16 protein-coding genes are annotated in these 17,156 nt (G+C 65.2%); 10 read left to right on the forward strand and 6 right to left on the reverse strand.

What is annotated here, in order from left to right; genetic code table 11:
* Positions 1–171: 171 nt before the first annotated feature.
* Complete coding sequence (locus ACYQ01_RS18660; RefSeq protein WP_459935327.1) at positions 172–954, reverse strand: nitroreductase family protein; 783 nt, start codon at positions 952–954, stop codon at positions 172–174.
* Between the two features lie 378 nt (positions 955–1,332).
* Here ACYQ01_RS18660 and ACYQ01_RS18665 point away from each other — a divergent pair, with 378 nt between their 5' ends.
* A complete protein-coding gene (locus ACYQ01_RS18665) occupies positions 1,333–1,755 on the forward strand; it encodes a winged helix-turn-helix transcriptional regulator (RefSeq protein WP_459935328.1) in 423 nt (140 codons plus the stop codon).
* 453 nt (positions 1,756–2,208) lie between these two features.
* Here ACYQ01_RS18665 and modA read toward each other — a convergent pair whose 3' ends face one another.
* On the reverse strand, positions 2,209–2,958 hold the full coding sequence (gene modA, locus ACYQ01_RS18670; protein ID WP_459935329.1) for a molybdate ABC transporter substrate-binding protein: 750 nt from the start codon (positions 2,956–2,958) through the stop codon (positions 2,209–2,211).
* Positions 2,959–3,533: 575 nt separating this feature from the next.
* On the opposite strand from modA, the gene modB reads away from it, so the two are divergent.
* The 3 genes from modB (at position 3,534) to ACYQ01_RS18685 (ending at position 5,582) form a co-directional block, all read left to right on the forward strand.
* On the forward strand, positions 3,534–4,193 hold the full coding sequence (gene modB / locus ACYQ01_RS18675; protein WP_459935330.1) for a molybdate ABC transporter permease subunit: 660 nt from the start codon (positions 3,534–3,536) through the stop codon (positions 4,191–4,193).
* Position 4,194: 1 nt separating this feature from the next.
* A complete protein-coding gene (locus tag ACYQ01_RS18680; protein WP_459935331.1) occupies positions 4,195–4,965 on the forward strand; it encodes a sulfate/molybdate ABC transporter ATP-binding protein in 771 nt (256 codons plus the stop codon).
* A gap of 122 nt (positions 4,966–5,087) precedes the next feature.
* Positions 5,088–5,582 (forward strand): hypothetical protein, encoded by a 495-nt coding sequence (locus ACYQ01_RS18685; protein WP_459935332.1) that lies wholly within the window; start codon positions 5,088–5,090, stop codon positions 5,580–5,582.
* An 84-nt stretch (positions 5,583–5,666) separates the two neighbouring features.
* On the opposite strand, the gene ACYQ01_RS18690 is transcribed toward ACYQ01_RS18685, so the two are convergent.
* A complete protein-coding gene (locus tag ACYQ01_RS18690) occupies positions 5,667–7,076 on the reverse strand; it encodes a bifunctional folylpolyglutamate synthase/dihydrofolate synthase (RefSeq protein WP_459935333.1) in 1,410 nt (469 codons plus the stop codon).
* 128 nt (positions 7,077–7,204) lie between these two features.
* On the opposite strand from ACYQ01_RS18690, the gene ACYQ01_RS18695 reads away from it, so the two are divergent.
* Together ACYQ01_RS18695 and ACYQ01_RS18700 are read left to right on the forward strand one after the other, a co-directional pair.
* On the forward strand, positions 7,205–7,867 hold the full coding sequence (locus ACYQ01_RS18695) for a TetR/AcrR family transcriptional regulator (protein ID WP_459935334.1): 663 nt from the start codon (positions 7,205–7,207) through the stop codon (positions 7,865–7,867).
* Positions 7,857–9,494, forward strand: a complete 1,638-nt coding sequence (locus ACYQ01_RS18700) for a phytoene desaturase family protein (RefSeq protein ID WP_459935335.1) — start codon at positions 7,857–7,859, stop codon at positions 9,492–9,494. Before ACYQ01_RS18695 ends, ACYQ01_RS18700 begins: the two co-directional genes overlap by 11 nt.
* 194 nt (positions 9,495–9,688) lie before the next feature.
* On the opposite strand, the gene ACYQ01_RS18705 is transcribed toward ACYQ01_RS18700, so the two are convergent.
* Positions 9,689–11,893, reverse strand: coding sequence for a molybdopterin-dependent oxidoreductase (locus ACYQ01_RS18705; RefSeq protein ID WP_459935336.1), 2,205 nt, complete (start codon positions 11,891–11,893; stop codon positions 9,689–9,691).
* A gap of 424 nt (positions 11,894–12,317) precedes the next feature.
* Here ACYQ01_RS18705 and ACYQ01_RS18710 point away from each other — a divergent pair, with 424 nt between their 5' ends.
* From ACYQ01_RS18710 to ACYQ01_RS18720, 3 genes are all read left to right on the forward strand, one after another.
* A complete protein-coding gene (locus tag ACYQ01_RS18710) occupies positions 12,318–12,830 on the forward strand; it encodes a 4Fe-4S dicluster domain-containing protein (RefSeq protein WP_459935337.1) in 513 nt (170 codons plus the stop codon).
* Positions 12,831–13,049: 219 nt separating this feature from the next.
* Positions 13,050–13,538, forward strand: a complete 489-nt coding sequence (locus ACYQ01_RS18715) for a hypothetical protein (RefSeq protein WP_459935338.1) — start codon at positions 13,050–13,052, stop codon at positions 13,536–13,538.
* Between the two features lie 4 nt (positions 13,539–13,542).
* A complete protein-coding gene (locus ACYQ01_RS18720) occupies positions 13,543–14,064 on the forward strand; it encodes a hypothetical protein (protein WP_459935339.1) in 522 nt (173 codons plus the stop codon).
* 116 nt (positions 14,065–14,180) lie between these two features.
* Here ACYQ01_RS18720 and htpG read toward each other — a convergent pair whose 3' ends face one another.
* Both htpG and ACYQ01_RS18730 read right to left on the reverse strand, forming a co-directional pair.
* The gene (htpG, locus tag ACYQ01_RS18725; protein ID WP_459935340.1) at positions 14,181–16,100 is read right to left on the reverse strand and encodes a molecular chaperone HtpG; all 1,920 of its coding nucleotides are present in this window, start codon (positions 16,098–16,100) and stop codon (positions 14,181–14,183) included.
* 227 nt (positions 16,101–16,327) lie between these two features.
* Positions 16,328–16,540, reverse strand: coding sequence for an FmdB family zinc ribbon protein (locus tag ACYQ01_RS18730; RefSeq protein WP_459935341.1), 213 nt, complete (start codon positions 16,538–16,540; stop codon positions 16,328–16,330).
* A gap of 160 nt (positions 16,541–16,700) precedes the next feature.
* Between ACYQ01_RS18730 and ACYQ01_RS18735 the strand changes: the two genes are divergently transcribed.
* Positions 16,701–17,114, forward strand: a complete 414-nt coding sequence (locus ACYQ01_RS18735; protein ID WP_459935342.1) for an Hsp20/alpha crystallin family protein — start codon at positions 16,701–16,703, stop codon at positions 17,112–17,114.
* Positions 17,115–17,156 lie beyond the last annotated feature (42 nt).

The following is a 17,156-nucleotide window of genomic DNA, read 5'->3' on the forward strand; positions in this document are numbered from 1 at the left end:
TTCCCAATCCTCCACGGTCGACGCCCGAAACCGCACTTCCCAGGCCGTCGCTTCGGCGGCGCCGCATTCTTTCCCGGCTTCCACGGCCAACGCGCATGCCAAACGAAAAGCCCCCTCGCGGGGGCTTGGAAACGGCCGGACAAAACCGGCCGCCGTCGCACCGGTCCAGTCCTACAGCCAAGTCACCCGGGCCGGATTGCGGGGGGGAATCATGCGGTAGGGATACTTCGGCCTGCCGAGCATCAGCGCGCCGTGGGCCACGTGCCCCTCGGGCAGTCCCACGGCATGGGCCACGGCCGGGTCCGCCTGGATGGCCCGCGTGAAGAGTCCGGCCCAGCAGACGCCTATGCCCTGGGACGCGGCAGCCAATTCCAGATAGGTGAGCGCGATGGACGCGTCCACGGCGCCCCAGTCCCAGCTCCCCGGAGTATGGGCCACGACCACGTGCGGAGCGCCGCGCAAAATGACCTCCTGCCCCGCGTCCCAGGCCGCTATCAGGGCGGGACTGTAGGCGCTGGCCCGCAGCCACGCGGCCGAGGCTTCGGCCAGGGCGCGGGTCTTGGCCGGGTCGTCCGCCAGGATCCATCCAACCAGTTGCGTGTTGCGCGCGGTCGGGGCGTACCGGGCCACATCCACCAGATGCGCCAACTCCTGCCGGGAAAGCGGCGCTTTCTTGAACTCCCGCACCGAACGCCGCGACTTGAGCAGCGTCTCCATGGCCTCGGGGTCCAGAACGGCCTCGGGCACGGGAACGAACGCTCCGGGAGGGAAATTCGTATTGGTCAGCGCCCCATGCGGGCAAATGGCCACACAATGTCCGCACTTGTTGCACAGTTCGGACGCCACGTCCGTGGGATAGCCGTCGGCGTCCAGGGCGATGCACCCGGTGGGACAGCTGGCCACGCAGACGCCGTCTTTCTTGCACTTGGTCTTGTCCACCACGAGAAGGCTCATGAATGACCTCGCTTGGTTGTGACCCGGAGGCTCCGTGGAGCCGACTCCCCTGGCGTTCTCCCGGGTCGGTTGCGCCTAGCAGCCGGCTGAACAATCCTTGCTGGCTGTGTTGCTGCGAAAAGCTCAAACCCTCAACGAATGCCAACTACGCTTCGGGCTTGACTTTTTCTCGCGCCTTGCCAGCAAGTTTTTTGAACAGGCTGCACGAATCGACTGTTTGGGCGGGCTGCTAACCCGCCGCGCCCGTTTGCGTCGTGATTCGCCCCAGCGCGGAGCGGACTTTACTTGCGGTTTCCGTATCCCTATAAGGACAGAAAAAGGCAAGTAGGCACGGTAACGTGCTGTAGTTTCCAGAAAGAAACCATAAAGCGAGCCCCCATGCACCAGGACCACCCCGAACAGCACCCCCGCTGCCAGCTCAAAACCTGCGCGGGAAAGGCCTATTTCTGTTCCGTGGAGCTGACGTTGCAGGTCATCGGCGGCAAGTGGAAGCCCATCATTCTCTGGCACCTGAGCAAGGATGGAACCAAGCGTTTCGGCGAGCTGCGCCGTCTCATGCCCAATGTCACCCAGAAGATGCTCACCCAGCAACTGCGCGAGCTGGAGGCCGACGGCCTGGTTCGGCGCAAGGTCTATCCGCAGGTGCCGCCCAAGGTGGAATACTCCCAGACCGAGCTGGGCCGCAGCATGATGCCCGTGCTCGAACAACTGTCGGGCTGGGGGCACAAGTTCGAGGCCGCCATGCAGGAGCGCGCCGGCGAGGGCGGAGCGGACGCGGCGTTGGACGAAACGGCCTCCTGACGCCTGGGAAACCCTGCGCACAGGTCGCGCCCCTCCGAACGGACATTCTTCCGCGCGGCCTTGCCCCTGCCCCGGGAATGTTTATGATGAAGAAGACGGGCACGTGTCCCGTACCTCCTCTGTTGTAGGGTGTTTGCCAAGGAAGATGCCGGAGACGTCCGGCATCTTCAATTTCGGCGACGCCCGTCCCCTGGTCGTCCCCGCCCCTTCTCGCGCGCCGCGTTTTCGAAATGAAAAAAGGCCCGAAGCGCCGCAACAGCGCCTCGGGCCATCCATCATGCGATGCTTGAAAAATCGCGCCGGCAGCCGGTTGCAAAGTTCCCGCCCGAGCGCCCGCCGCACGAACGCCAAACCCTCGACAAACGCGAACGCCGTTTCGGGCTTGACGTTCCGTCACAACGCGCCGGCGCGTTTTCTGAACAGGCTGCGGGAATCGACCTTTTGGACGGGCAGCTAGGGCTTGCCGAATCCGTACTTGGCCAGAATGGCCTGTCCGTCCTTTCCGAGCACGAACGCGATGAACTTGCCGGCCAGGTCCTTTTCCTTGGCCGCCTTCACCATCGCCACGGGATAGCTCACCTTGGTGGTGGTCTTGACTTCCTCCACCACGGTCACGTTGGCCTTGGCGGCCTGGGCGTCGGTGGCGAAGACGAAGCCGGCGTCCACTTCGCCCCGGATCAGGTAGTCGGCCACCTGCTTCACGCTCTCGCCGAACACCAACTTGGACTGCACCTTGTCCCACAGTCCGGCGGCCTGCAAGGCCTGCTTGGAATAGTTGCCCGCGGGCACGGTGTCGGGATTGCCGATGCCGATCTTTTTCACGTCGGGCTTGACCAGGTCGGCCAGGGACTTCACGCCCGGCCGGGCGGTCGGACGGCACAGCACGATGGCGTTGGTCACGAAATTCACGCGGGTGGCGGGATCAATCAGGCCCTTCTGGGAGGCGCGATCCATGGTGGCCTGGTCGGCGGAGGCGTAGACGTCCACCGGAGCGCCGGCCTCGATCTGACGCAGCAAGTTGCCCGATGCGGCGAAATTGGTGTTGACGGTGACGCCGGGATTGGCTTTTTCAAAGGCTCCCTTGAGTTCGGTAAAGGCTCCGGTCAGGCTGGCGGCCGCCGAAACCGTGAGCTGGGCGGCCTGGGCGGCCAGGGGCAGACTGAGAAAAACGGCCAGGACGCATGCCGTTGCCAATCGTTTCATAGAGGAGACCTCCTTCGGGTATTGCGCCGCTCGATGGTGCGGGCAGGGGTTGGGGGAAAAACTCGCGCCGCGTTCCGAGCCGGCTTGCCGACCCGGAATGTCTTTCGGACGCCGAGACCGGAGGCCGACATGAAAAGCCGACGCCGGGCCGCCCGGTTCAAACGACGCGACGCGCGTCGCGCGCGCATCCGTGACAAGCCATAGGCAAAAAGCTTGCCATCGACTCGAAATGGCGGTTCACGGCCTTCACGCCGAAAATTGAAGCCGCACTCTGACAATATTGTACGTTTTTGTCCCTAAAGAATTTCTTTTTTGTTCTGGTTCGTCAAGGGCAAATCGACGCAAGAGCCCTTTTCCGACCATGCAAGGCGCTGGCACCATCCCTGCATGATCATTCCCCATCGGTGCAGGAGCTGTGCGTTGCGTGGCTTCTACGGCAACAATCACCTTTTTTTAAAAAAACACTATTGTATTGCGGAAGAATTACCACTCTTGTAGACAGCGGCCACGGCCCGCGTCGCGGCCCCAAACCTCCGCCAGGCCCCGCCCAGTGCGCCGACACGACAGGATACGCCATGGATCAGGTGCTCGTACCCCTCATGCTCACCCTCAAGGTGGCCGGACTGGCCACGGCCATCTCCCTGGCCATAGGCGTGCTGGCGGCCTATCTGCTCGGGCGCAGGCCTTTTTTCGGACGCGACGTTCTCGACGCCGCCGCGACCTTGCCCATGGTCCTGCCTCCCACGGTTCTGGGCTACTACCTTTTGGTTGTGTTCGGCCGGAACGGATTCCTGGGACGCTTTCTCGAAAACGTCTTCGGCCTGACCCTGATGTTTTCCTGGCAGGGAGCCGTAGCCGCCTCCACGGTGGTGGCCTTTCCCCTGGTGTTCACGTCGGCCCGGGCGGCGTTCGAGTCCGTGGACCCGGACATGGAAAAAGCCGCCCGCACCCTGGGCGCGGGCGAGATCACGGTGTTTTTGCGCATTTGCCTGCCCCTGGCCTGGCGCGGCATTCTGGCCGGGGCCATGCTGGCCTTTGCCCGGGGCATGGGCGAATTCGGCGCCACGCTCATGATCGCGGGCAACATCCCGGGCAAGACCCAGACCCTCTCCCTGGCCGTGTATGCGGCGGTCATGGCCGGACAGGACGACCAGGCCACCTTGCTGGTCATCGTGGTGTCCGTGGTGAGCCTGTGCATCCTGGCCGGGTCCAAGACCCTGCTAAGGCAGCGTTGACATGACCCTGACCCTGGACGTGGAAACCACCCTGCGCGGCGGCGGACGCTCGTTCGCCTTGCGTTCGGCCTTTTCCCTGACGGCCAGCCGCATGGTCCTTTTCGGCCCGTCGGGCTCGGGCAAGACCGTCACGCTCAACATCCTGGCCGGACTGCTGCGCCCGGACCGAGGACGCATCGAACTGGCCGGACGGGTGCTGTTCGACAGCCGGGAACGCGTCAACGTCCCGGCCAGACACCGCCGGGTGGGGTATCTGTTCCAGCAATACGCCCTGTTTCCCCACATGGACGTGCGCCGCAACGTGGGTTTCGGCCTGCGTCCCTCCTGGCCGGGCCTTCTGCGCCGGGAGGAGCGCCTCAAGGTGGACGCCCTGCTGGAAAACTTCGGCCTGGCTCCCCTGGCCAGGTCCCTGCCCCACCGCCTTTCCGGCGGACAGCGCCAGCGCGTGGCCCTGGCCAGGGCCATTATCGGCGACCCGGACATCCTGCTGCTCGACGAGCCCTTTTCCGCCCTGGACCCCCTCCTGCGCTCGCGCATGCGTTCGGAGCTGCTCGGATTTCTCAGCGCCCACCCCATTCCCATGGTCCTTATCACCCACGATCCCGAGGACGTCGCCGCCCTGGCGCAAGTCGTGGTGGTCTACCGCGACGGCGGCGTGCGCGAAATCCTCGACCTGGAGGCCGTCGCCGATCCCGGAGCGGTTCTGTCCGATCTGGTCGAACGGCTCAAGGCCGAGGACGAAGCCCGCGAGGCGGCCCGCGCGGCGGGTTGATCCCACCCCTCCCGGAACGCCCTCGGGCGCAAAGACTTGACCCGGGGCCCCGGCCATGCCAGACGCTCTTCAGGTCGGGACCGATCCGGCAGAGCCCGTCCGTCAAGCGAAGGAGCTTTCTGATGTCCATTTCCCGCGTGTTCCGGCTGGTCGCCCTGGCGCTGGCCCTTCTGCTCGTGGTTCCCGCCGGTCTTCTGGCCAACGAAGTCCAGAGCCAGGGGCCCACCGGAAAACCCATTCCGCCCAAGCCGTCGGGCAAGGTCACCATGTCTTTCGCCGAGGCGGCTTTCGTGCTGGGAGCCAGCGGCGGCAAGGGACAACTCCAGTTCCGGGGCAAGAAATACGCCTTTCGGGTGGGCGGATTCTCGGCCGGAAGCCTGGGTGTGAGCCTGGTCGATGCCGAAGGCCAGGTGTTCTATCTGAAACGGCCCCAGGACCTCGCCGGGGCCTACGCCGCCGCCGAGGCCAGCTATTCGGCGGGACGCGGCGACGGCGTGCTGTGGCTGAAAAACACCAAGGGCGTGGTGCTCAAGCTCAAGTCCACCACCAAGGGCGTGGCGCTCACCCTGGGCGGCAACGGCCTGGTGATCGAGATGGGAGCCGAAAAGAAGAAGTAAGGGGGCGTCGGCGCAATGCGTGCGCGCGTCTTTCCTGGAGGACAGCGCGCTTCCGCCAACTCCGTGCACCCCAGAGGCGGGATTTCAGGCCGGTGAGGCCAGCCCGAAAAGGCGCCCGCCCGCCCCGTCGCCCGGGTCGAGTCCGGGACGCAACCACTCGGGCCGCAGGGCGTAGACTTCCGCCAACAGGTACAACGAGCCGCACACCAGCACGGGGCCGGGCTCGTCCCGCACCATCTCCAGGGCCTGGGCGACGCTCGCGGCGGGCTCGGCGCGCGGTCCCATCTCCTGGGCCAACCGGGCCGCCTCGGCCGCTCGGCCCGGCGCGTCGAGTTGGGGCACCACCACGCGCCCCTGGCAAAGCGCCCTGGCCAGGGGCAGGATGGCCGGAACGTCCTTGTCGCCCAGGCAGGCGAACACCATGACTCGGGGACGGATCGCGGCCTGGTCCAAAGCACTGGCCAAGGCGCGCAGTCCCGGCTGGTTGTGCGCGCCGTCGAGCAGACAGTCGAGCGTCTGGCCCTTACGCGACACCCACTGCATGCGTCCGGGGAGAAAGGCTTCCCGGGCCGCCTGTCGCATGGCCGCCTCCGAAAGGGCCAGGCCGCGCCTCTGGGCCAGCAGCCAGGCCCCGGCCAGGGCCAGGCGCAGGTTGGCCCGCTGATGCGGCCCGGGCAGAGCGGGAACTTCCGGCCAGTCGGCCCCGTGGACGCGAGCGACCACATCGGCCCGGAGCAGTTCGACACCCAATTCCCCGGCGCGTCGGGTCAGGACGGCTTCCACCTCGGGCTCCTCTTGGGCCGTGGTGACGACCGGCGTTCCGGCTCGCATGGCCCCGGCCTTGTCCCGGGCGATATCGGCCGGCGTGGGACCGAGCAGGGCCATGTGGTCAAGCCCCACCGAGGCGACCAAGGTCACGTGGTGAACCAGCGCGGTGGTGGCGTCATGCGCTCCTCCCAGTCCCGCCTCGAACACCGTGGCCCGGCAGCCGTGACGACGAAACATCCAGGCCGCCATCACGGTCACCAACTCGAAATAGGTCAGGGCGAAGTCGGCCCCGATGCCCCGGCAGGCCTGAAGGACGGCCCTGGCCGCTTCCAGCCAGTCGTCGCGGTCCAGCATGGCCCCGTTCACCAGAACGCGCTCGCGCACGTCCACAAAATGCGGCGAGGTGAAAAGTCCGGTCCTCACCCCCGAGGCCGCGAGCGTGGCGGCCAAGAACGTGGACGTGGAGCCCTTGCCGTTGGTGCCCACCACCTGGGCCGAAGTCCACGCCGGGCGGTCGAGTCCCAGGGCCGCCAGCGCCGCGACCATGCGATCCAGCCGCATGTCCATGTGGAACAGGCCCAGGCTCTCCAGATAGGCGGAAAAATCGGCGTAGGAGTCGAGACGAGGAAGGTTCAGGGGGGCCTCCTGCCTGGTTTTGGGCGCGCGCCGGGATGCCCACGGGATTGCGGTTGTCCTGCGCCCGTTTCCGATGACAACGCCCGACACTAGGGCCTCCCACGGTCGGGCGCAAGGGCGGCTCGCGGGTCGAAACGCCGACGCCGCTTTCCGCTTGACCGAAGCGTCCGGCGCGAATACTTAACAGTGTTAAGAAAACGAAACACCCAGGGACGCCCATGCCCACGTTGCGCGAACGCCGCAAAACCGAGCTGCGTGAAAAGATCCTCCAGGCCGCCGAACTGCTGTTCGGACAACGGGGCTACGCAGGGTTTTCCATGCGCGACCTCGCGGAGACCATCGGCTACTCGCCCACCACCCTGTACCTCCATTTCAAGGACAAGGACGCCCTGCTCGCCGAGGTGTGCCGACGCAGCTTCGCCGAACTGAAAGCCGCCGCCGGGCGTCACCGCGCATCCGGCCAGGACCCCACGGCGGCCCTGCGCTCGGCCATGATCGGCTACGTGCGCTTCGGACGCCGGTTTCCCGGACAGTACACGGCGGCCTTTCACCCGCGCCAAGGCCCGCAGGCCCCGCGCCGGCCCGACGACGACCGACCGGAGCCCCCCGGGGAGGCCCCCGGCATGCGGGCCTTCGCCGGTTTTCGCTCTCTGGTGGCCGCCCACCTCGAAGCCCGCCACATCGCCCGCGACCCCGAGGAGGCGACCCAATGCGTGTGGGCCGCCCTGCACGGCATGACCACCCTGTTCATCACCCACCCCCATTTTCCCTGGCAAGACCAGGACAAACTGGCCGAGTCCCTGGCCGACATGCTCTTGGCGGGCCTGGAATCCCCGACCCGATCCACACCAACCGATCCCGGAGGAAAGCATGAACCGTAGAACGTTTCTTTCCCTTTCGGCGCTGGCCGCCGCGGCAGGCCTGGTGAACTGGCGATTCGCCCAGGCGGCCCCGCCCGCGCTCAAACCGGGCCAGTACCACGCCGTGGTGATCGGAGCGGGACTCGGGGGGCTAAGCTGCGCCGCGCTTCTGGCCCGTCACGGCTTCAAGACCCTGGTGCTCGAACAGCACGACATTCCCGGCGGGTACGCCACCTCGTTCACTCGAGCCGTGGGGAGCGACATCTACCCCTGCGAGGTGTCGCTGCACTCCTCCTGCCTGACCACGCCAAGCTCCAAGGCCCTGTTGGAACAGCTTGGCGTGTGGGGCAAGTTCACCCCGGTGGCGCACGCCCACTCCTGGGTGTCGCACTTTCCCGACTTCACCCTGGAATTGCCGGCCAAGATCGGCCTCTCCGGCTTCAAGGACATGCTTCTCAAGCGCTTTCCCGCCCAGGCCAAGGGCCTGGAACGCTACTTCGCCCTGTGGAGCGCGGTCATGGAGGAATCGACCGGGCTCGACAGCCCGAGCATGGGCGACAAGGCCCTCTTTCCCGTCAAATTCAAGGCCCTGTGGTCCATCCGGAACAAGACCCTGGCCCAGGTCATGGACCCCCTGATAACCGATCCGCAGCTCAAGGCCGTGCTCGCCCAAAGCTGGGCCTACTACGGGCTGCCGCCCTCCAAACTGTCCGCCTACTACTATCTCATGCCCACGGGCGAATACATCGAATACGGCGGCGACTACATCAAAGGCACCTCCCAGGCCCTGAGCGACGCCCTGGCCGACAGCATCACCGCCGCCGGAGGGGAAGTGCTCACCCAAACCCCGGTCAGCGCCATCCTGATGGAAAACGGTCGCGCCGTGGGCGTCAAGACCGTGGATGGCACGATCTACCGGGCGGACGCCGTGGTCTGCAACGCGGCCGCTCCCCAACTCTTCGCCTCGCTCATGCCCCAGGGGTCGATGCCGAAACAGGAGCTCGACCGGGTGGCCGGATACCAAAACAGCCTTTCCAGCTTCGTGGTCTGGCTGGGCCTCACCCAAGACATCTCCAAGACCTTTCCCTACGGCCACGCCTCCTACTCCGTCGGCACGGACTGCGAAGCCGCCTACGACGCCATGCTGGCCTGCGACTACGCCGCCTGCGGCTTCGGCCTCATGGCCTACGACAACATCGTTCCCGGTTTCTCGCCCAAGGGACGCTTCTCGCTCTCCATCATCTCCATGAGCGGCTACGAACCCTGGCGGCGCTTCGAAGCCGACTACCTGGCCGGAAACAAGGCCGCATACCACAAGGAAAAGCAACGCCAGACCGACCTGCTCATCCGAATGGCCGAAAAACGCGCCATCCCCGGACTGACGAACATGATCGCAATGCGCGACTCGGCCACGCCCCTGACCAATCTGCGCTTCACCCGCAACCCCGGCGGGGCCATCTACGGCTACGACCAGACCGTGAACAACTCGTTCATGAACCGCATGCCCAATGACACCGGCGTGCCGGGACTCACCCTGGCCAGCGCCTGGGGCAACCCCGGCGGCGGCTACGGCGGCGTGCTCCTCGGCGGCAAGCAGGCCTTCAAGGATGTGGCCGAATCCCTGACCAGGGGCGGCGGGAAGAGTTGAAGAGTGAAAAGCGGGGGCTGCTCGCCCCCGCCCCCCCCCCAGGGGGAATAATTCCCCCTGGACCCCCCGATGGCCTGCGGGAAAGGAATCGACCGCGCGCAACGTTGTACTGGCGTGAAAAGAGGCAGGGCCTGTTTCCGAAAGGAAACAGGCCCTGCGCTTGCCCTGAAACTTCTTGTCGACCAGGCCGAACTTCAGCCCTGCCGCTCCCCGCGCGCGGGGGTTCGGGGGCGGGCTCCGCCCCCGGCCGCCGGAGGCATCTTTTCTCTTTTCTTCCCCTTCTTCCCCGGTTTCACATCCTCTTCCACCACCTCGACCTTGCGCACCACCACGAAGTGCTCTTGCAGGTTGAGCCCGCCCCCGGCTTTGCACCAGGTGTCCAGGCCGCCGGGCATGCACTCGCCGTCGGCCAGGCCCCGGCCGCGGGCGCGGGTTTCCGGGGGCAGATCGTGGCCGAATCCATGGAGAAGAAACACGGCCTCGGGGTGAATGAAGGGAGTCACCTTTACCTTGAGGCGTCCGACGGGTTTGTCCGGCGCGGACTGGGGGGCGACTTCCGCGTGGTCGCCGTCGAGAAGGCCGAGCGCTTCGGCTCGCGAGTCGTGAATCCAGAGCACGTTTTCGGGCATCTGCTCGAAGAGGTAGGGATTGTTGACCGTATGACCCTGGGTGTGAAGCACCGAGCGTCCGAAGGCCACGCGGAAGCAGCCTTCGGGCGGCGCGACCGGGGCCTTGTAGGGCGGCAAGGGAGGTTGTCCGCCTTTTTCCCAGAGAGGATTGACCAGTTCGATCCTGCCCGAAGGAGTCTTGAACACGGGATCGCGGTACAGGGGGCCCGGTCCCAGGGAGACGAACCCCTTGGCGTCGAAGTCTTCGAGGCGCACGCCGGTTCCGTCGAGCTGTCGGTTCCAGAGGTCCTCGGCGCAGGGAAAGACCAGTTGGTCGACTCCCAGACGTTGAGCCAGACCGGAGACGATCTCCCATTCGGCTTTCGTGTCGAAGCGCGGGGCCACGGCCCGGCGGCGCATGACGAACTGGGGATTGAGTCCGCCCTTGGCGCCCAGGGGACTCTCGCGCTCCAGATAGGTGGAAAGGGGCAGCACCACGTCGGAGTACCAGGCCGTATCCGACCAGGAAAAAGTGACGCTGACCAACAGATCCAAGGCGTCGAGCCGGGCCTTGACGGCCCGCTGATCGGGAAAGCCCATGAGCGGATCGTGACGCCAGGCCACATAGGCCTTGATGGGATAGGGCCGACCGGTGAGCGCGGCGTCCAGGGCCTTGTGCAGCAGGCCGGAGCCTTCCGCGATATGGGGATAGAGATCGCCCACGCCGTCCACCCGAGGGTCCTTGGGTTTGTCGAACAGCCCGGCGAAACTCTTCAGGGTCTTGCGGCCCATGTGGGAAGGATCGTTGGACAGGGGCAGCCCGCCCTTGGCCCCCACGGCCCCGAGCAGGGCGTTGATGAGGTAGGCGGTGCGGCTGACATAGAACGAATCGTCGAAGCGCGAGGTCATCCAGCCCGGATGCCAGATCACGGCCGGCGCGGCTTCGGCCAGTTCGCGCACCAGGGCGCGCAGGGAGCGGGCCGGGATGCCGGTCTGGGCCTCGGCCCACTCGGGGGTGTAGGGCGCCGTCAGGTCGAAGAGGGACTCGTAGCCGTTGATGAGGCGCTTGGCGCTCTCCTGGTCGTGCTGCCCGGTGACGAGCATCTCGCGGATGACAGCCAAGTTGAAGGCGTAGTCCGTGCCCGGTCGGATGAGCAGAAAGGTGTCGGCCTTGCAGGCGGTGATCTGGGCGCGGATGTCGATGACCGTGAGTTTGCCTCCCCGGTCCAGGCAGTCGAGCAGGTCGTTGGCCTCCTTGACGCCAAGGGCTTCGAGGACGTTTCGGGTCTGAAGCACCACATGCCGGGCGTTCGCGTAGTCGTAGACCAGGGATTTGCGGCCAAACCCGAAAAGCGACAGGGCGGCGTGCTGCACGTTGGATGCGCAAGAGGGGTCGTGGCTCATGAAATTGGGAGAACCCAGACCGCGCAGCAGGGCGCGATGAATGTCCGAAAAGGGTCCGCCCCGGTCCGAAAGCATGACGGCCTTGGCTCCGTGGGCGTCCATGACGGCGCGCAGCTTTCCGGCCACGTGGTCGAAGGCCTCGTCCCAGGAGGCGCGTCGCCATTGCCCCTGCCCGCGCTGCCCCGTGCGGATGAGGGGATGCTGAGGCCGTTCGTCGTCTTCGTACAGGGCCACTCCGGCGGCTCCGCGCGGACAAAGGGCCCCTTTCACGCCCGCGGCGTGGGGATTGCCGCGAAGGCGCACGAGGCGGCCGTCCTCGACCTCGACCTCGGTCGGACACCTGACGGAACACATGCCGCAAATGCTGAAAACCCTTTCTCTGGCCACGTACGCTCCTTGGCTTGCCGCCGGGGCTCTTCCGGCGGGTGTCCCTCGATATCCTCAAGGATATAGCCGCAGGCCGTCATGCTGGCAAGCGTGTTCCGTTGGAGTTGTTTTGCCCGCGACTCTTGCCCGCTGGAAAGAAGAGTCGCGTTGCAGTCGCCCTGTATTGGGCCCAACGCGCGCAAGCGGGGAAAAGCCGGGACGCCGCTCCAGGCGTTTGTCCGGCCGGCGCCTGGCCGAAGCATTCCGCGGCTGGGGCACGGGGGCAAGCCCGGGCTTGAAAAGAGCGGAATCGACTGTTAGACCTTTTTGCGTCCGGTTCGAACCGGATTTTCGGTTCCGGTCTTTTTCGCCCTCCATGGTCGCGGTCCGGATCCAGGCGGAAGCCCGCCCGCCGACACTTCGCCTCGCCCCCCTGGAGGTCCGCATGAGCAAGTACGTCATCACCCTCGACGCCAAACGCTGCATCGCCTGCCATTCCTGCGAGGTGCACTGCAAGGCCAAGAACCGCACCCCGGCCGGAGTCAAACTCGGCAGGCTGGTGAGCGTGGGCCCCGTGACCCTGGGCGGCAAGCCGGTGATGCTCACGCTGTACCGACCGTGCTTTCATTGCGAAACGCCCCGTTGCGTGGACGCCTGCCCCACCAAGGCCATGATCCGGCGCGAAGAGGACGGCATCGTCTACGTGGACCAGGACCTGTGCGTGGGCTGCAAACTCTGCATCAAGGCCTGCCCGTGGCAGGTTCCCCAATGGGACCCCGCCATACGCAAGGTTCTCAAATGCGATTTCTGCCGCGACCTGGTGGACCAGGGCGAAGTTCCGGCCTGCGTGGCCGGCTGCACCACCCACGCCCTGTCTTTCGGGCCGCCCGACCAGGTTTGCGACACCCGCCACGATCCCTACGGCCTGGCCCTGCCCCACGGACCGGGCCCGCTGTAGCGGCCGGCCCAAACGGTCCGCAGGGGGGAAACGCCTCCCCCCGCGGGGAGCGCCTCCGCCACGCACCGCGCGCGCACCGCCCAGCGCGACGGCCCCACCCGATTTTCGCACGGTCCGCGGCTCGTCGCGCCACATGAAGGCTTGCTTTTTTTCGCCAGGCGGCTACACCGCTTGAGCGTCCCGCCTGGACGTCACACCACTTGCCCCAAGGAGTTTTCCATGGCCAAGAAAATTCTGCTCGCCGCCCTTCTGGTCGCTGTAGCGTTCGCCTCTCCCGCCTGGTCGAAAAAGGAGAAAACCCCCACCCCGCTCAGTTCGTCTTCGGAATCGAGCGCGCCCCAAAGCATATCCAACTTCGGCACCCGCTGGCTGGACATGAGCGCGAAGGAACGCATGGCCTTCATCGAAGGCATGGCGTCGGCCTTCCGGGTCATTTGCCAAAACGTCATCTTCCAGGGCGACAACAAGCCCAAGAACGCCCAGGAAGCCCAGCAGCGCTTCCGCGACTGCATGCTCCCCATGATGCCCTACCGCCCGACGGAAATCGTGGACGCCATGACGGCCCTCTACCAGGACAAGGCCAACAACATTCTTTCCTGGGACCTTGTGTACGGCATCGCGCTGGTCAAGATCAAAGGCGATCCCTATGAGGACAACCTGGCCAAGCTTCGCCAAGACGTGAACAAAGTACTCAAGAGCTCCAAATAGTCTCGTGAACGATGCGAGCGGCCTGCAGGTCGGCCAAACCCTCTGGGTCAAGCCCGAAGGGGAAGGGCCGGCTCCGGTGCTGGTGGGCGCTTCGTTCGACGTGTTCTGCTTTTACGGGGGCCTAAGCGCCGCCGAGGTCGAAGGGTTCGCCCGGGGCGGGGTTCTCTGCGGGGTCTACGTGGAGAACGCCATCCCGGTGTTGGCCCTGGATATTGAAGAGTTCGGCCTTTTGGTGGTGGCTTTCAACATCTTTGCCGAGCCCGAAGACAAACGCCGCGCCTTTTTCGAGTCCGACCCCCTGGCGGGATCGTGCGGGCTCATTCTCTGCGACCATCCCCAATCCGTGGTACGGGCCATCCGCACCATCCGCCCCGGCCCTGCCGCCATCTCGGAAATCAAACGCGCCTGCTTCGACCAACTCACCCTCTATCCCAATATTACGCAGTGCTTCGCCGCCATGACGAAGCTCTTCGATTCGCTCAGCCCGGACGAGATTCGCAATCGGGTGGTGATGGCGAGGGGGTGAGGGGGCGCCCCCCTCAGAAGAAACCGCCCGCCCGCAACACTCTCGTTGCGGGCGGGCGGTTGTTTTTCGTTTTCTCGTCGTCTTGACTTTAGCAAGTCAGGCGATCCATCCCTCCCCTACTCGTGCTTCCCCTTCAGTCCGGCGTACCAGCCGCTGGCTTGCTCCAGAATGGAGTTCAGGCGGTTCACCATCTTGTGGGGGTCGGAGAGGTAGCCTTCCAGCAAGAGCGCCGACTCGTACAGCTGCTCCGCCACCTGCGCGATGAACGGATCCTTGGGGTCGGCGGCGCGGATGGCCAGGAGGTTGCGGACCAGCGGATGGTCGGGGTTGATCTCCATGGCCTTGGGCGGGGGCGAGGCGTCCTTCTGCATCAGGCGGATGATCTTCTGCATCTGCGAGCTCATCTCGCCGTCGGCAGACACCAGGCACGACGGACTCTGGCGCAGTCGTTTCGAACGCCGCACCTCGGTCACCTTGTCGCCCAGGGCCGCCTTGATGTCCTTGAGCAGGCCTTCCAGCTCGCCTTCCTGCTCGGTGTTCAAGGGCGGCTCGTCCACGCGCTTCTCGTCGGGCTTGTCCTCGAAGGCGTCAAGCTCGTCGGCCTTGGCCTGCTCGGCCGAGGTGAACTCCATGTCCTTGTACTTGCCCAGATTCTCCAGGGCGAACTCGTCGATGGGCTCGTAGAGGTAGAGCACCTCCAGCCCCTTGCGCTTGAAGATTTCCGTGTGGGCGCTCATCTCCAGGGCGTCGCGGCTGGGGCCGGAGAGGTAGTAGATACGCTTTTGTCCCTCGCGGGCGCGGCTTACGTAGTCTTCCAGACTGGTCAGCTTGCCCTCGCCCTCAAGCGACGAGGAGTCGAAGCGCAAGAGGTCGGCCACGGCCTCGCGGTTGGCGTAGTCGGAGTAGCCCAGCTTGAAGATCTTGCCGTGTTCGTTCCACACCTTGGCGTAGCCGTCCGGGTCGGTCTTGGCCATCTTGCCCAGGCGGGAGAGAATCTCCTTGACCACGGCGTGGCCGATGCGACGCAGCACCGCGTTCTGTTGCAGGGTCTCGCGCGAGAGGTTGAGGGGCAGGTCCTCGGTGTCCACCACGCCCCGGCAGAAGCGCAGGTATTCGGGCAGCAACTCCTCGCAGTCGCGGGAGATGAGCACCCGGCGCACGTAGAGGTCCAGGTTTTTCTCCAGCTTCTGCACCCCGAACATGATGTCGTGGGACTTGGACGGCACGAAAACCAGGGCCGAAAACTGCACGGGCGCGTCCACGTTCATATGCACGGTGAGCGCCGGGGCCTCGGGATCGTGGGTGAGAAAGGTGAAGAATTCCTTGTACTGCTCCGGCGTGACCGAGGTCTTGGGCTCGCGCCAGATCGCCCCCACGGTGTTGACCTGTTCGCCGTCCACCAGGATGGGGAAGGACACGAAGTGCGAATGGCGGTTGATCACGTCGCGCACCATGCCCGCGTCGGCGAACTCGGCGTCGTCGTCCTTGAGGTGCACGACGATGGACGTGCCCCGGGGGGCGTCTTCCTCGCACAGGCGCATCTCGAAACCGCCCAGGCCGTCGGAGGTCCAGGTCCAGGCCGGCTCTTCGGGCTGGGCCGACTTGGTGGTGATGACCACCTGCTTGGCCACCATGAACACGGAATAGAAGCCCACGCCGAACCGGCCGATGATGGAGCTGGCCTGGGACGCGTCCTCGCCCAGGGCTTTGAGAAAGTCCTCGGACCCGGAGTGGGCGATGGAGCCGATGTTCTCCACCAGTTCGGCCTCGGTCATGCCGATGCCGGTATCGGTGAGGGTGAGGAGCTTTTTGTCCTTGTCCAGGGTGATGCGAATCTCAAGGGGAAGGTCGGGATTGGACACGGCCTGGCCCCGGTTCTGCTCGAAGCGCAATTTCTCCAACGCGTCCGAGGCGTTGGAGATGAGTTCGCGCAAGAATATCTCGCGGTTGGTGTAGACCGAATGGGTGATGATATCGAGCAGCTTGACGATGTCGGCCTTGAATTGGCCTTTCTTCACGCTTGCGCTTTCCGACATGGATGATCCTCTTTTTCCTCTGATGTCGTTTCGGCCGGCGGCCCGTGGTTCCGGCCGGACCGGCCGCGTCTTGCGCCTCGTGGCGAGGCGAAACCGTTGCATCCCTCGCGAAAGGGAGTATATTTCCGTCCACCTCCGTCCCGGATTTCCCGGCGTTCCAAACGACGGAGAAAGACGACTTCACAAACGGGAAATCGGGCGTGCGCCCCGCGGACTTAAAAAGCCCGCTACCGCCCGGACCCGCACTTGCAGCCGCCGGTCATGGGCGGCGACTCGCTTGAGCGGGCGAACCCCCCGGGCACGCACGTGCTCGAGGCGGAAACAAGGCGTGTCACGTCCTTTCCGGCGCAGGACGGACACGGAGGCGGCGGGTCGTTTCGACCGGCCAATTCCTCGAAAACGGCGCCACATTCCGTACAGCGATATTCGAAGATAGGCATGTTCTCCCCCGGTCATGCTGGATCGGTCTTAGACCATAAACACGCCCCCTTGCTTGTCAAGGCGTCGCAATTTTCACACTTTGTTCGCGCGTGAGCCCGTTGACGAACCGGAGCGGCTGATTATTGTAAACTTCGAACACACCCGCAGGAGGTTAGCGTCATGGTTATAGACTTCAGTCCCTTGTTCGGGCAATCGTCCCCGTTCGACAGGTTTCTGGAGGCCTACTGGCCCCCCATGTCGATATCCCAGCGGCCCTACGCCTATCCGCCGCTCAACATCGCCGAGGACGACACCCACATTCGCGTCCGCCTGGAAATTCCCGGCATGGACATCTCTGAAGTGGAGTTGACCCTGACCGACTCGTCGCTTTCCATACGAGGCGAGCGCAAGGGGGCCAAGGGCAAATACTACCGGCAGGAGCGCCCCACCGGGGTCTTCCAGAGGGTGGTGAACATCCAGGCCCCCATCGAGCGCGACCAGGTAACGGCCAAGATGAAGGACGGATTTCTGGAAATCGACATTCCCAAGTCCGAGGCGTCAAGGCCCAAGAAAATCGACATCAGTATCGCCTAGCAGCCTGGTGGAAAATGCTCGCTGGCCGCGTTGCTCCCAACA

The organism is Fundidesulfovibrio butyratiphilus, from assembly GCF_054657235.1.